Source organism: Pseudomonadales bacterium, assembly GCA_041395945.1.
Lineage (GTDB): Bacteria > Pseudomonadota > Gammaproteobacteria > Pseudomonadales > Azotimanducaceae > SZUA-309.
On the sequence record JAWKZN010000001.1, the window covers coordinates 2,573,751 to 2,588,459 of the forward strand.

The following is a 14,709-nucleotide window of genomic DNA, read 5'->3' on the forward strand; positions in this document are numbered from 1 at the left end:
GTCGGGCCAGCCTACGAAGGCTTTGCGACTACCGGCAGCAGCAGATGACGTCCAGGCGGGTCAGCCCTCAACCCGGTTTCAGTTCAGCACTCGACGATCCACCATTTTTCTGCAGTGCCAGGCCGCTGATCGGTTTCACGCTGTCCCAGGTACGGCAGCTGGGACACTGCCACATCAGAGAATGGCAGCCAAAACCGCAGTGGTGACAGCGGTAGCTGGATTGCTTCTGCTGTAACGCTTCAGAAAACCGCCGAACCAGCGCCAGCTGTTCAGCCTCCAGCGCTTCACCATGCACATCCAGGTGTCTGAGCAGCAGCACGAATCCAGCCAGCGTGGGATTTTTCAGCAGCTGTTCGATCATGAAATCCCTGGCAGCAGCGGCCCCGGACTGACGTTCGAGATGACCGCCCAGCGCTTCAATGGCCGGTAACACCGGCGCACTGGCTACCACTTCCTGCAGGAAGCTGATGTAGCCGGCTTCGTCATTGAGTTCGAGACTGGCAGTACGGAACATGGCCAGGGTTTCCTGCACCAGTTCCGGATCGAACTGGCAGGCTTTGCGCAGCAGGCGCCGCACATCCCGATAGCGACCGGCCGAAAGTTCCACACCGGCCCGGATGAGATAAGCGCGCGCGCAGCGGCTGTCGAAATCCGTGGCCTTGCCCAACGCCTCCCGCGCTCCGCGCAGATCTCCCTCGTCCATCGCCTGCTGGGCGATCTCACATTGAAACTGGGCGAGTTTCGGCCGTACCCCGCGATCCACCCGCAGCAGTTCCCGACCCACTGCCACCGCTTTGTCCCATTCTTTTTCACGCTGATACACCTCAACCAGCAACTCCTGAGCCGTCTGCCGCTGTGCGCCGGATCTGCTCACCAGTTCGAGCAGCAGGCTCTCCGCCCGGTCGAGCAGACCGGCAACGAGGTAATCCCGTGCCAGTTCGAGTTCTGTCTGCTGGCGGTGCTGGGCGGACAGCACCGGCCTTGCCAGCAGGTTCTGATGAATGCGGATGGCTTTGTCTACCTCACCCCGGCGGCGGACCAGGCTGCCCAGCGCCAGATGTGTATCCACTGTGTCGCTGTCGACAGACATCCGTTCCACAAAGGTATCTATCGCCTCATCGTGACGTTCGTTGAGCAGGTGATTGAGGCCGTCGAGATAATCCCGCGCAACCATACCGAGGCTTCTGGGAGGCTTGCGCCACTCCCGACGGCCCAGGGCAAAGCCGACACCCAGAGCGATGACGAGCAATAGATAAAGAGTCAGGTTGTCCGGCATATCCCGCTGCGGCCCTTCCTAGCTAATCAGAGAGATCTGCTCAGAGGCACCCGATCAGCCGTTGTCGAGCGCCTTTTCGGCACGCGTCAGCTCTTTGCCAAGCCGGCGATTGGTCAGTCGCAGCCGGGTGGTTGCCACCAGAGTACCCAGGAGGCCCAGGAACAGACCCGCACCGAATGCCCCGAGCAGCCACCAGAATACGCTGACTTCGGGTGACTGCCAGTTGAGAAATTTGAGCGCCACAGGCTCCTGGTTGACCACCAGCGCCGCGAGAAGAAACAGCCCGACAGCCAGCAGCCCCCAGAAAAGCCGAATCAGCCAGGCAATCACTCCGGCATGCTTCCCGCTGAGCCTGCACTGGCTGACTTCATTTCTTCGACGAGCGCGTCGTTGACCCGGTCCCGGAGTTCTTTGCCGGGCTTGAAGTGGGGGACATATTTTCCGGCAAGTCCGACAGACTCGCCGGTCTTGGGATTGCGTCCGATACGCGGCGCCCGGTAGTGCAGGGAGAAGCTGCCGAAACCGCGGATTTCTATCCGCTCCCCGGCAGCCAGGGTTTCTGACATCTGCTCGATAAGGGTCTTCACCGCCAGCTCGACGTCTTTGGCGGACAGCTGGGTCTGCTTGGCGGAAATGATCTCGATGAGCTCGGACTTCGTCATTGTCAGATCTTAAAGCTTTTGTCTTTGATTTTTATAGCTTTTTTCGCCGGATTTGTATCGAAATTGCGCACTGATCGGGCAATTCGCAGACACCGTCGACTCGCCGGCGGGCTTTTTGGGAACCTGATCCACACCGCCACCCCCAGTAGCAGTTTGAGACGTTAACTCCGGCCGCAGGGCACCCGCAACGGTGCCCTGTGGTCGGATCAGTCAGCCTGGCTTCAGTCGCCTTCGGGCTGATTCATCTGGGCCTTGATCAGATCACCCAGTGTCGCCGGGCCCGCTCTGTCGCTCTCTTTGGCGCGATGCTCGCGGACCGCCGTGCGCTCTTCCTCAACGTCCTTGGACTTGATGGAGAGGCTGATCCCACGGTTCTTGCGGTCGATGCTGATGATCTTGACCTCGACTTCCTGGCCGACAGACAGCGCATTACGCGCGTCTTCCACCCGGTCGATGCTGATTTCTGAAGCCTTGAGCAGGCCACGCACTTCGGGTGCCAGTTCGAGGATGGCCTCCTTCGGCTCGACTTCAATCACCGTGCCTTTGACCACGCTGCCGCGATCGTTCACCGCGGTGTAATCGGAGAACGGATCCTGATCGAGCTGTTTCACCCCGAGGGAAATCCGCTCACGCTCCGGATCGACCGAGAGAATGACCGTTTCGATCTCTTCCCCTTTCGAGTAGCGGCGCACGGCGGATTCGCCAGGCTCGTTCCAGGAAATGTCGGACAGATGCACCAGACCATCGATGCCGCCGTCGAGACCGATGAAGATACCGAAGTCCGTGATCGACTTGATCTTGCCGCTGATGCGGTCGTTCTTGGCATGGTTGATCGCGAACTCTTCCCAGGGATTGGGACGGCACTGTTTGATGCCCAGTGAAATACGACGACGTTCTTCGTCGATATCCAGCACCATCACTTCAACCTGGTCACCGACATGCACCACTTTGGACGGGTGAATGTTTTTGTTGGTCCAGTCCATCTCGGAGACGTGTACCAGACCTTCCACCCCTTCCTCGATCTCGGCGAAACAGCCGTAATCGGTGAGATTAGTGACGGTCGCGGCAACCCGGGAGCCTTCCGGGTAACGCTGGGTGATGGACACCCAGGGATCGTCACCCAGCTGCTTCATGCCGAGGCTGACCCGGTTCTTTTCGCGATCGAATTTGAGAATGCGGACCTGCACTTCGTCGCCGACATTCACCATCTCGCTCGGATGGCGGATACGGCGCCAGGCCATGTCGGTTATGTGCAGCAGACCGTCGACGCCGCCGAGGTCCACGAACGCACCGTAGTCCGTGAGGTTTTTCACGATACCCTTCACATCCTGGCCTTCTTCGAGCTGGGCCAGCAGCTGTTCGCGCTCTGCGCTGTTCTCTTCTTCCAGTACCGCGCGCCGGGATACCACGACGTTGTTGCGCTTCTGGTCGAGCTTGATGACTTTGAATTCCAGCGGCTTGCCTTCCAGATGAGCCGTCTCCCGCAACGGCCGGATGTCGACCAGGGAGCCGGGCAGGAACGCACGGATCTCGTTCAGATCCACGGTGAAGCCACCCTTCACCTTGCCATTGATGATGCCGATGACCACTTCGTTCTTATCGAAGGCGGCATCCAGATGCATCCAGGATTCGGCCCGCTTGGCTTTTTCACGGGACAGGCGCGTCTCACCGAAGCCATCGTCCACCACTTCCATGGCAACCTGAACCCGGTCACCGATCTTCAGGGTGAGTTCACCCTGTTCGTTGAGGAACTGGCTCTTGGGAATGACCCCTTCGGATTTCAGACCGGCGTGGACAACCACCCAGTCGCTGTCGATATCGACCACCGTGCCGGTAACGATGGACCCGGGGGCCATCTCGATGGTTTCAAGGCTCTCTGCAAACAGATCGGCAAAACTTTCGCTCATTGAGTAATTTCGTGTATCACCTGCGGAGAATCTCTCCGGGGTGAACGCTCCTGTTGTGATGACACCGCGCTACCGGCCGCCGGTTGTTCCGACGTCGCACCGGTAAGAGGCATCAACGTTGGTTGATGTTATGCGCTTTCTCGCAGTTGTCTGGCCTCGACCTCTGCAACGATCTGCGACAGCACGGCGTCGATGGACATTTCCGTGCTGTCGATGACGATTGCATCGCGGGCCGGCACAAGCGGTGAGACTGCGCGGGCTCTATCTCGCTCGTCCCGATCTTTCAGGCTCGCAAGAAGGGCGCGGAGGCTAACAGTTAACCCTTTGTTTTTCAACTGGTTATAGCGGCGCTCCGCGCGCGCCTCGACACTGGCGTCGAGGTAAATCTTCAACGGCGCATCGGCAAAGACCACGGTGCCCATGTCCCGGCCATCCGCCACAAGCCCGGGGGCCCGCCGCATGCCCCGCTGCAGGGCCAGAATGGCAGCGCGTACCGGCGCCAGGGCTGCCACGATGGAGGCCGCTTCGCTCACCACCTCGGTGCGGATCTCCACGCCCAGATCCCGACCGTCCACCCACACCGACTCTCCATCGAAACGGATGTCCAGCGCCCCCGCCAGCCGGCCAAGCCCAGCCTCATCCTCGAGACTGACACCCGTTCTGAGCGCCTCCGCTGCCACCACCCGATACAGCGCACCGCTGTCCAGGAGATGCCAGCCGAGCCGTTCGGCCAGGAGGCTGGCGATGGTGCCTTTGCCGGAGCCACTCGGACCGTCGATGGTGACTACCGGAATCTGTCCGGCAGCGGAGGCCTCAGTCACCCGGCGGTTCCTCGGTCAGATTTGCCCGCAGCGCCCTGGCCCGGCCGATCAGCCTCAGACATTCCTCCCGATCGCCACGCTCGATGGCGAGACGGAATTTTTCCAGCTGCTGCTGAAAGTCATCGATCAGGGGCAGCAGGAAAGTGCGGTTGCCTTCGAATATCGCCGTCCACATCTGGGGATCCGAGGCACCGATGCGGCTGAAATCCCGGAAGCCGCCGCCGGTATGGTCGAGGTGTTCCGGTTCTATGGCCTGCAGATAGGTGAATGCCAGCAGATGGGGCAGATGACTGGTGAGGGCGTACACCCGGTCGTGCTCCTCCGGATCCATTGTTGACACCCGGGCACCAGCAGCCCGCCACCAGTCGGCAACCCGACTGCTGCGCACCGGGTCGGTGCCGGCCGGGGGGGTCAGGATCACCCGGCAGTTCCGGAACAGCGCGCCGTCCGCCGCAGCCGGTCCGCTGCGCTCACTCCCGGCAATGGGATGGCAGGGTACAAACTGCTCCGGCACCCGCCCCAGTCGCGAGCGGATCTTCTTCAAAACACCACTTTTTACACTGCCGGTATCGAAGAGAGTACCGGGATGGTCTGCAAGTCGGATCACCCACTCGGCAATCCGGTTGCTGGGGCAGGCGAGCAGTACCGCATCCTGATCAGGAGCCACTTCCTTCACTACCGCGTCCACCACACCGCCATCCAGCACCGCTGCGGCGTGCGCCGGGTCCGGCTCGATCGCGCAGATCCGGGAAAAACTGTCGCGCAATGCAAGGGCGAAGGAGGCACCAATCAGTCCGGTGCCGACGATGGTGAGTCGCGGTTTCAACTCACCCGCCGGAACGCGCGTCAGCTGACGCGCCGGACGGGCGTGAGCCATCGGGTCTCTCTGCAGACGCCAGCACACGGCCAAGTGCTGCGAGGAATCGCTCGTTCTCCCGGGGCAGGCCGACACTCACCCGCAGGTGATCGGGCAGCCCGTACTCGGCGATCGGGCGCACGATGACACCTTCCCGCAGCAGCGCCTGGTATACAGGCGCAGCCGGCTGGCCGAGGTCGAAGGTCAGAAAATTGCCCGCACTGGGAATCGTTTCGAGTTTCAGCGCAGTGAGTCCGGTGCGGATCTGCTGCATGCCTTCCCGGTTCATTGCCCGGGAAGTGCTCACGAATTCCTGGTCCCGCAGCGCTGCTTCAGCACCCGCGAGTCCGAGTGCGTTGACATTGAACGGCTGACGCGCGCGATTCATCAGATCCGCCACTTCGGGTGACGTCACAGAGTAACCGACACGCAGCGCTGCCAGGCCATGGATTTTGGAAAACGTGCGGGTCACGATGAGGTTCGGATAACGCTCGAGCAGACGCACACCGTCCGGGTAGTCGTCGATTTCCACGTACTCCGCATAGGCCTCATCCAGCACCACCCACACCCGCTCCGGTACCCGATCAAGGAAATCGGTGAGCGCCCTGGCACCGACCCAGTTTCCCGTCGGGTTGTTCGGGTTGGCGAGAAATATCATGGCAGTCTGCTCGTTGATGCCGGCCAGCATCGCAGACAGATCAGCGCCGTAATTCAGCGCCGGTACTTCGATGAGTCGGGCACCGCAGCTTGCGACCACCAGCCTGTACACGACAAAAGCATGGCGCGATACGATCGCCTCGGCTCCGGGGTTCAGAGTGATCCGTGCCGCCAGATCGAGCACATCATTGGATCCATTGCCGAGCGTGATCTGCTCAGGTTTCACATCGAGATGGGCCGCCAGCGCCTGCCGGAGCCTGAAACCGCTGCCATCGGGATAGCGCGACAGGGTGGCCAGCGCACGCCTGATCGCCTCCTGCACGAGCTCGCCCGGACCCCGGGGGTTTTCGTTACTGGCGAGCTTGATCACATCGGTGATCCCCAGCTCCCGGGTCAGGGCTTCCACGGGTTTGCCGGGCAGGTAGGGACTCAGTCCGGCAATACCGGCGTGTACGGGACCTTTCAATGCCATCAGACCACCGCCTGGGGATAAGAGCCGAGGGTTCGGACTTCTAAAGACACCTCGCCCACCTCTGCCAGCACCTGCTGGATCTTCGGGTCGCTGCGATGACCGTCGAAATCGATGAAGAACACATAAGACCAGTTGCCCGAGCGCGCCGGACGGGTCTCGATCCGACTCAGGCTGATGTCGTGGCGGTGGAAAGGCTCCAGCACTCTGTACAGGGCACCGGGCTCATTGCGTACCGACACCAGCAGCGAGGTCTTGTCATCGCCGCTGGGTCCGACATTCTGCCGGCCGATCACCAGAAACCGGGTCTTGTTATCCGCCTGATCTTCTATGTTGCGCGCCACTACCCGCAGGCCGTAGCGCTCGGCCGCCACGTCTCCTGCGATCGCCGCTTTGCCGGGGTGATCGAGCACCAGACGGGCTGCTTCCGCATTACTGTTCACCGGGGTACGGGCAATTCCGGGATAGTGGGCGTCCAGCCACTTGCGACACTGGGCGAGGGACTGGGAATGAGAAATGATTTCCTCTATCGCGGCGTCACCGGCCTGCGGATCCACCATCAGTGCGTGGTGAATGGGCATTTCCACTTCTGCGCAGATGCGCAGGGCGGAGGCCATGAAGCAGTCCAGTGTGTGGTTGACCATCCCTTCCGTGGAGTTTTCTACCGGCACCACGCCGTAGTGGGCACTTTCGGATTCGACCTCCCGGAAAACTTCGTCGATGGAGGCCAGCGCACGGGTCGTGGCGAAATGGCCGAACTGCTTGACCGCTGCGGCTTCGGTGTAGGTGCCCGCCGGGCCGAGGTAGGCGATGGTCAGGGGCTGTTCGAGGTTCAGACAGCAGGAAATGATTTCTCTGAACAGACGTGCCAGTTCCTGATTACTCAGCGGACCGGGATTCCGCGCCTGTATCCGCTTGAGGATCTGGGCTTCCCGCTCCGGCCGGAAGAAAACCGGCGGCTCGGAGCTGGGCTCCGCCTGCTTGATCTCCCCAACCTGCAGCGCGCAGCCGGCACGTTCACTGAGCAGTTGCGTCAGCGCTTCGTCTATCTCATCGATGCGCTTACGCACCGACTCGAGCGACGGTTTTTCTTCACTGTCAGCCCTGCTCATACTCGAAGGTCTGCATGTATTGCACGAGCGCATCCACAGCGTTCTCCGGAACCGCATTGTAGAGACTCGCCCTCATACCGCCGACACTGCGATGACCCTTGAGGTTGGTCAGACCGGCCTCTTCGGCACCCGCCAGAAAACGCTTGTCGAGTTCCGGATCCGGGAGTGTGAAGGGTACGTTCATCAGAGAGCGATCGGCTTCGGCGACCGGCGAAGTATAGAAATTGCTGTGATCGATGGCGTCGTAGAGCTTGCCGGCCTTGCGCGCATTGACGGCGGCAATGGCTTCGAGCCCCCCCTGCTTTTTCAGCCACTGGAACACCAGTCCAGCCAGGTACCAGGCATAGGTGGGCGGGGTGTTCGACATCGAGTCTGCGCCGGCATGTACCGAATAATCGAGCATGCTCGGCACCGTCGGTCCCGCGCGCCCCAGGAGATCGCGGCGGACGATGACAACGGTAAGACCGGCTGGTCCGATGTTTTTCTGCGCACCCGCATAGATGACCCCGCAGCGGGATACGTCCAGCGGCCTGGAGAGGATGTCGGAAGATGCATCGACCACCAGCGGACGGCCGTCTGCTGCAGGCAGTTCGTGAAACTGCACGCCGCCGATGGTCTCGTTTGAGCAGATGTGCAGATAGGCGGCATTCGCATCCAGCTTCCAGCTGGCCGGCTCGGGAATGTGATCGAAGCCGCTGCCCTCCGAAGTCGCCACAACATTCGCGACACAGAAGCGACCCGCTTCCTGAATGGCTTTGGTCGACCAGGCCCCGGTATTCACATAGTCCGCGCTGGTTGCGTCACCCAGCAGATTCAAGGGCACCATGGCAAACTGCAGCGTCGCGCCACCCTGCAGAAACAGCACCTTGTAGTCCGCGGGAATGCGCAGCAGTTCGATCAGATCCGCTTCGGCACGTTCCGCGATGTCGATGAACGCCTTGCTGCGATGGCTCATTTCCATCACCGACATGCCGGTGCCGGCGTAGTCGAGCATCTCCGCACGCGCACGCTCGAGTACTTCCAGCGGCAGCGCGGCGGGGCCTGCCGAAAAATTATGCACCCGGCTCATTCAGCATCCCCGGCATCGGCGGCAGTGTCGGGATCGGCCGCGGCATCGTCTGCCTCCGCAGACGGGGATCCTTCGTCGTCGAGGGATCCACCTGCAGGATCCCCTTCCAATTCCTCTTCCTGTTCCGCAATCCGGCCAGCACCCACGAGCAGTTCCTCGCCGCGCAGGTTGATGAGTCTCACGCCCTGAGTATTGCGTCCCAGCAGGGAAACGCCATCCGCCGCGGTGCGCACCAGAGTACCCAGATCGCTGATCAGCATCAGTTCGTCGCCTTCGAATACCTGCACCGCAGCCACCAGCTCGCCATTGCGCTTCGAGATCTGCATCCCGATCACACCCTGGGTGCCGCGACCCTTCACCGGGAACTCTTCGACCGAGGTACGCTTACCAAAACCGTGTTCACTGGCAGTCAGCACAAAGCCATCCGGCTGGGGGATGATCAGAGAAATGACCGACTGTCCTTCTTTCAGGCGGATGCCGCGAACGCCGCGCGCGGTTCGACCCATCGCCCGCACATCGGATTCTTTGAAACGCACAACCTTGCCGGAACTCGCCGTCAGCATCACGTCATCGCTGCCATCGGTAACAGCTGCACCAATCAGCGTGTTGCCCTCTTCCAGTTCGAGGGCGATCAGCCCGCTGGTGCGGGGACGGGAGAACTGTTCGAGTGGCGTCTTCTTGACCGTGCCGTTGCCGGTGGCCATGAACACAAAGCGGTCTTCTGAGAAGTCTTCGATAGGCAGCACCGCGGTGATGCGTTCTGCACCGTCCAGGGGCAGCATGTTGATCAGCGGCCGCCCTTTGGCAATTCTGCTCGCCTGGGGTATCTGGTAGACCTTGAGCCAGTAGACTTTGCCGAGGTTGGAAAAACACAGCAGCGTGTTGTGGCTGTGGGTGATCAGCAGATGTTCGACGAAGTCCTCGTCTTTCACTGCCGTCGCCGCGCGGCCACGGCCACCTCTGCGCTGCGCCTGATAAGCATCCAGCGGCTGAGTTTTCGCGTAACCCTGGTGGGAAATTGTCACCACCAGATCCTGCTCGCTGATCAGGTCTTCAATGGTGAGATCTTCCTGGGTGCTGAGGATCTCCGTGCGGCGATCGTCGCCATAGGTCTGGCGGATCTCATTCAGCTCTTCCCGCAGGACCTGCAGCAGCCTCTGCTTCGAACCGAGGATGTCCTGCAGATCGGCAATCTCATCGAGCACGCCCTGGTAATCGGTGATGAGCTTGTCCTGCTCGAGCGCGGTGAGCCGGTTCAGACGCATTTCCAGGATGGCCTGGGCCTGCTCTTCGGACAGATAGTAGAGACCGTCCCGGTAGCCGAACTCGGCGCCCAGGCCCTCCGGACGACAGGCATCGCTGCCGGCGCGCTCGAGCAGTTCGCGCACCCCGTCCGAGCCCCAGCCCCTGGCCATCAGCGCAACCCGGGCTTCCGCGGAGGCAGGTGAGGCTTTGATCAGCTCGATGACGGCGTCGATGTTATGCAGGGCGACGGCCTGGCCTTCGAGAATGTGTCCCCGTGCACGGGCGCGTCGCAGCAGATAAATGGTGCGTCGGGTGATGACCTCACGGCGATGCTGCAGGAAGGCTTCGAGCATCTGCTTGAGATTGAGTACCCTTGGCTGGTCTTCCACCAGCGCCACACAGTTGATACCGAAAACAGACTGCAGCTGGGTCTGGGAGTAGAGGTTGTTGAGCACCACCTCGCCGGACTCACCGCGACGCAGCTCGATAACAACACGCATCCCGTCTTTGTCTGATTCATCACGCAGCTCGGTGATGCCTTCGATCTTCTTGTCTTTCACCAGTTCGGCGATCTTCTCGATCAGCCGCGCCTTGTTCAGCTGGTAAGGCAGCTCGGAGATGATGATCACATCACGGCCGCCGCGCGGATCGGGCTGCACCTCCGCCCTCGCGCGCACATAAATACGGCCACGGCCGGTCCGGTAGGCCTGCACAATGCCACCGCGGCCGTTGATGATGCCCGCTGTCGGAAAATCCGGGCCGAGAATGAATTCCATCAGTCCGTCGATAGTGATCGACGGATCGTCGAGGAGCGCCAGAGCGCCGTCGATCACCTCACGGAGGTTGTGCGGCGGAATATTGGTGGCCATGCCGACAGCGATACCCGAACTGCCATTCACCAGCAGATTCGGCACCCGGGTGGGCAGCACCGACGGCATCTTCAGGGTGTCGTCGTAGTTGGGGACGAACTCCACCGTCTCCTTGTCGAGATCCGACAGCAGCTCCGTGGCGAGCTTGGTCATACGGATCTCGGTGTAGCGCATGGCCGCCGGCGGGTCGCCGTCTACGGACCCGAAGTTGCCCTGTCCGTCCACAAGCTGATAACGCATGGCAAAGCTCTGCGCCATCCGCACTGCGGTATCGTAAATGGCCGAGTCACCATGGGGGTGATACTTACCCATGACGTCACCCACCACCCGCGCAGACTTCATATACGGGCGATTGAAGGTGTTGTTGAGCTCGTTCATCGTGAACAGCACCCGCCGGTGCACGGGTTTGAGACCATCCCGTACATCAGGCAGCGCCCGACCGACGATCACGCTCATGGCATAGTCGAGATACGACTGCCGCAGTTCGTCTTCGATGTTTACCGGCAGTATTTCACGACCGCCCGCACCGGTACCCCCGGGAGGGGCAGCCGCTCCGGATCCGCCGGATCCATCGGATGTCCCGGATCCATCGGATCCGGCTTCCGCATCCTGCGCAGATGGGTCGCTCACAGCCTCGCCCGGCTCCTGGTCAGCGTCGATATCAGACATAGTTTCACGGATTGAAAAAGCGCCGAATTTTAACATGAAGCAACCCTCGAAGCATAAGGGCGCGACGCTTTAAAACTCCTGCGATCAGGCTCGCCGGGCATCGAAGGTCGGCTTCCTTCGCTATACTCGCGCGATGTCGAAACAACCTGCAGATCTGGTGGTTGAAGCCCGCTGGCTGATTCCCGTCACCGAACCCTGGGAAATCATTGAGGCGGGTGCAATCGCGGTGGGTGACGGTCGAATCCTCGCCATCGGACCCGCGGCAGCGGTTCTTGACCGATTTCAGCCGGCGCGGCACCTGTCGCTGCCCACCCACACACTGCTGCCCGGCCTGGTCAATGCCCACGGTCATGCCGCCATGTCGCTGCTGCGGGGATTTGCCGAGGATGTGCCGCTGCAGAGCTGGCTGAAGCAAAGAATCTGGCCGCTGGAAGCCCGCTGGGCCGACAGAGCCTTCGTGCGGGACGGCGTGCGCCTGGCGCTGGCTGAGATGATCAGCCGCGGTATCACCTGTTTCTCGGATATGTACTTTTTCCCCGAGACCACTGCAGAAGAAGCCCGTCTGGCCGGTGTGAGAGCTCAGATTGCGTTTCCGGTGATCGAATTCGCCAACGCCTGGAGTGATTCAACGGAAGAAGCGTTTCACAAGGGGTTCGACCTCCACGATCTGTATCGCAACGACCCCCGTATCCGCATCGCGTTCGGCCCGCACTCGGTCTACAGCATCGCCACCGCCGACCTGGACAAGATCCTCACCTTCTCGGAGGAGCTCGACGCGAACGTTCAGATCCATCTCCACGAGAACGCCACCGAGCTCAATGACTGCAGGCGCCTCTTCGGCATGTCGGGTATCGATCATCTGCACGCCCACGATCTGCTGGGTCCTCGACTGCAGGCGGTGCACATGACCCAGATCAGTCCCAGAGAGCTGGAACTGCTGGCGGCATCCAGCGTGCAGATCGTCCACTGCCCGACCTCCAACGCCAAACTCGGCAGCGGCCTGTGTCCAGTGACCGAACTGCTTGCCGCCGGCATCAACGTGTGTCTGGGTACGGACGGCGCGGCATCCAACAACAGCCTCGACATCCTGGGTGAAGCGCGACTCGCCAGTCTGCTCGCCAAGCTCACCCGCACCGATGCAGCCGCATTACCTGCGCGCACTGCGCTGGAGATGGCGACAGTTCGAGGCGCGCGGGCGCTCGGCCTGGCTGCCGAGACCGGCTCACTGCAGGCCGGACTCGCCGCAGACTTTATCGCCGTGGACATGAGCGGCCCCGGCCAGCAGCCACTCTTCGATCCACTCGCACAACTGATACACACGAGCAGTGGCGCTCGGGTGAGTCATGTCTGGGTAGACGGCGAGTGCCTGCTGGAAGACTATGCCCTGACCCGCATGGACACGACCGCCATCCTGGCCAACGCAGCACAATGGCAGCAGAGAATGCAACAGTGAACCCGCAGACCACACAGGATCCACAGCAGCCCGGTTCGACAGCCGGCGGACCCGGCAATGTGGATCCCCAGGAGATCCGCAAATTTGAAGCACTCGCCCATCGCTGGTGGGACCCTGAAGGGGATTTCAAACCACTGCACGACATCAATCCCGCCAGGGTGCGCTACATCGGGGAGCGGTCGGGTCTTGCGAATGCCCGGGTGATCGACGTTGGCTGCGGTGGCGGCATCCTCACCGAATCCCTTGCCGCAGCCGGCGCACACGCCACGGGTGTCGATATGGCTGAGGGCCCGCTCGCGGTAGCCCGTATCCATGCCGCCAGCTCGGAAGCGGACATCGAATACCTGGCGACCACCGCTGAAGCCATTGCCGCCGAGCGCCCTGCCCAGTTCGACGTTGTGACCTGTCTGGAGATGCTGGAGCATGTGCCCGACTTCGCTTCCACCGTGCAGGCCTGTGCCGACCTCTGCGCACCCGGGGGAAATCTGTTTTTCTCGACGATCAACCGCAACCCGAAGGCGTATCTTCTGGCGGTTGTCGGCGCGGAGTATCTGCTGGGTCTGCTGCCCCGCGGCACCCACGACTATACAAAATTCATTCGACCCGCCGAGCTTGCCGGTGCGGTGCGGCGGGCAGGACTCGAGGTCGTGGAAATCATCGGCATGCGTTACAACCCCTTCACCCGCCAGTGTTCGCTGGAGCGGGATGTGGATGTGAACTACCTGCTGCATGCCAGGAAGCCGGGTGCGAATGCCTGACTATCCCGAGTTGAGTGCTGCGAGGCCCGACTGGCGGTATCAGCCCGCCCTCGACTGCCTGCAGGACAAAGTCATCCTGGTGACAGGTGCCGGTGACGGGATTGGTCTGGCGGCGGCAAAAACCTTCGCCTGCCATGGTGCCAATGTCATCCTGCTCGGTCGTACACGCAGTAAGCTCGAAACTGTTTTCGACTGGATTGCCGCTAACACCGCAACCGAACCAGTCATTGTTCCCTGCGACCTTGCCCACCTGGGCGACGCAAACGCCGACGCTCTCGCCGATGCCATCGACGAGACCTTCGGCCGGCTCGACGGACTGCTGCACAATGCTTCGCTGCTCGGCCCGAAAGTGCCGCTGGCCCACTACCAGACCGAGCAGTGGCAGGAAGTCTTCCAGGTGAACGTCCACTCGGTCTTCATCCTGACCCGCGTCCTGCTGCCTCTGCTCGAATTGTCCGAGGCCGCTTCGGTGATCCTGACGTCTTCCAGCGTCGGGCGGACCGCGCGTGCCTACTGGGGCGCCTACGCGGCTTCGAAGTTCGCCGTGGAAGGTCTCACCCAGGTACTGGCAGACGAATACGAACACACCGGCCGCATGCGCTTCAACAGCCTCAATCCCGGGGGGACACGCACCGCCATGCGCCGGCAGGCCTACCCTGCGGAGAACCCGGAACTGGTCCCGACACCGGAGAGACACATGGATCTGTACCTCTATCTGATGTCGGATCTGTCCCGAGGCGTAACCGGTACTCAGTTCGATGCCCGGGACTGGCCTGGCGTCTGATCACCTGTGATTCGCACTTTTTCAGTGCACCTGCCACCGCCAGCCATGCTCATCGCGTCAACATTCCGTCGCTGCGCAGGTCATTCGTCAATCCATTGACGG

Annotated in this window: 13 protein-coding genes; 3 read left to right on the forward strand and 10 right to left on the reverse strand. The window is 61.5% G+C overall.

The annotated features are described in order from the left end of the window. Positions 1–67 precede the first annotated feature (67 nt). The 10 genes from lapB to gyrA form a co-directional block, all read right to left on the reverse strand. Positions 68–1,276, reverse strand: coding sequence for a lipopolysaccharide assembly protein LapB (gene lapB, locus R3E82_11870; protein ID MEZ5551580.1), 1,209 nt, complete (start codon positions 1,274–1,276; stop codon positions 68–70). A gap of 54 nt (positions 1,277–1,330) precedes the next feature. Next, on the reverse strand, positions 1,331–1,606 hold the full coding sequence (locus R3E82_11875) for a lipopolysaccharide assembly protein LapA domain-containing protein (protein MEZ5551581.1): 276 nt from the start codon (positions 1,604–1,606) through the stop codon (positions 1,331–1,333). Then, the gene (ihfB, locus tag R3E82_11880) at positions 1,603–1,938 is read right to left on the reverse strand and encodes an integration host factor subunit beta (GenBank protein ID MEZ5551582.1); all 336 of its coding nucleotides are present in this window, start codon (positions 1,936–1,938) and stop codon (positions 1,603–1,605) included. Before ihfB ends, R3E82_11875 begins: the two co-directional genes overlap by 4 nt. 221 nt (positions 1,939–2,159) lie before the next feature. After that, positions 2,160–3,845 (reverse strand): 30S ribosomal protein S1, encoded by a 1,686-nt coding sequence (rpsA, locus tag R3E82_11885; GenBank protein ID MEZ5551583.1) that lies wholly within the window; start codon positions 3,843–3,845, stop codon positions 2,160–2,162. A 128-nt stretch (positions 3,846–3,973) separates the two neighbouring features. Beyond that, positions 3,974–4,666, reverse strand: a complete 693-nt coding sequence (gene cmk, locus R3E82_11890) for a (d)CMP kinase (protein ID MEZ5551584.1) — start codon at positions 4,664–4,666, stop codon at positions 3,974–3,976. Further along, positions 4,659–5,543, reverse strand: coding sequence for a prephenate dehydrogenase/arogenate dehydrogenase family protein (locus R3E82_11895; protein ID MEZ5551585.1), 885 nt, complete (start codon positions 5,541–5,543; stop codon positions 4,659–4,661). Before R3E82_11895 ends, cmk begins: the two co-directional genes overlap by 8 nt. After that, positions 5,494–6,651 (reverse strand): histidinol-phosphate transaminase, encoded by a 1,158-nt coding sequence (hisC, locus tag R3E82_11900; GenBank protein ID MEZ5551586.1) that lies wholly within the window; start codon positions 6,649–6,651, stop codon positions 5,494–5,496. The genes R3E82_11895 and hisC overlap by 50 nt, the downstream gene beginning before the upstream one ends. Beyond that, positions 6,651–7,760: a prephenate dehydratase gene (pheA, locus tag R3E82_11905; GenBank protein ID MEZ5551587.1), complete on the reverse strand. Its 1,110-nt coding sequence runs from the start codon at positions 7,758–7,760 to the stop codon at positions 6,651–6,653. Before pheA ends, hisC begins: the two co-directional genes overlap by 1 nt. After that, positions 7,747–8,829, reverse strand: a complete 1,083-nt coding sequence (serC, locus tag R3E82_11910) for a 3-phosphoserine/phosphohydroxythreonine transaminase (protein MEZ5551588.1) — start codon at positions 8,827–8,829, stop codon at positions 7,747–7,749. Before serC ends, pheA begins: the two co-directional genes overlap by 14 nt. Then, complete coding sequence (gyrA, locus tag R3E82_11915; protein ID MEZ5551589.1) at positions 8,826–11,453, reverse strand: DNA gyrase subunit A; 2,628 nt, start codon at positions 11,451–11,453, stop codon at positions 8,826–8,828. Before gyrA ends, serC begins: the two co-directional genes overlap by 4 nt. Before the next feature lie 292 nt (positions 11,454–11,745). On the opposite strand from gyrA, the gene R3E82_11920 reads away from it, so the two are divergent. Genes R3E82_11920 through R3E82_11930 form a run of 3 tightly spaced genes read left to right on the forward strand, consistent with a single transcriptional unit; the run spans position 11,746 to position 14,607 of the window. After that, positions 11,746–13,065 (forward strand): TRZ/ATZ family hydrolase, encoded by a 1,320-nt coding sequence (locus R3E82_11920; GenBank protein MEZ5551590.1) that lies wholly within the window; start codon positions 11,746–11,748, stop codon positions 13,063–13,065. Further along, positions 13,062–13,823: a bifunctional 2-polyprenyl-6-hydroxyphenol methylase/3-demethylubiquinol 3-O-methyltransferase UbiG gene (ubiG, locus tag R3E82_11925; protein MEZ5551591.1), complete on the forward strand. Its 762-nt coding sequence runs from the start codon at positions 13,062–13,064 to the stop codon at positions 13,821–13,823. Before R3E82_11920 ends, ubiG begins: the two co-directional genes overlap by 4 nt. Beyond that, positions 13,816–14,607: a YciK family oxidoreductase gene (locus R3E82_11930; GenBank protein ID MEZ5551592.1), complete on the forward strand. Its 792-nt coding sequence runs from the start codon at positions 13,816–13,818 to the stop codon at positions 14,605–14,607. The genes ubiG and R3E82_11930 overlap by 8 nt, the downstream gene beginning before the upstream one ends. Positions 14,608–14,709: the final 102 nt, after the last annotated feature.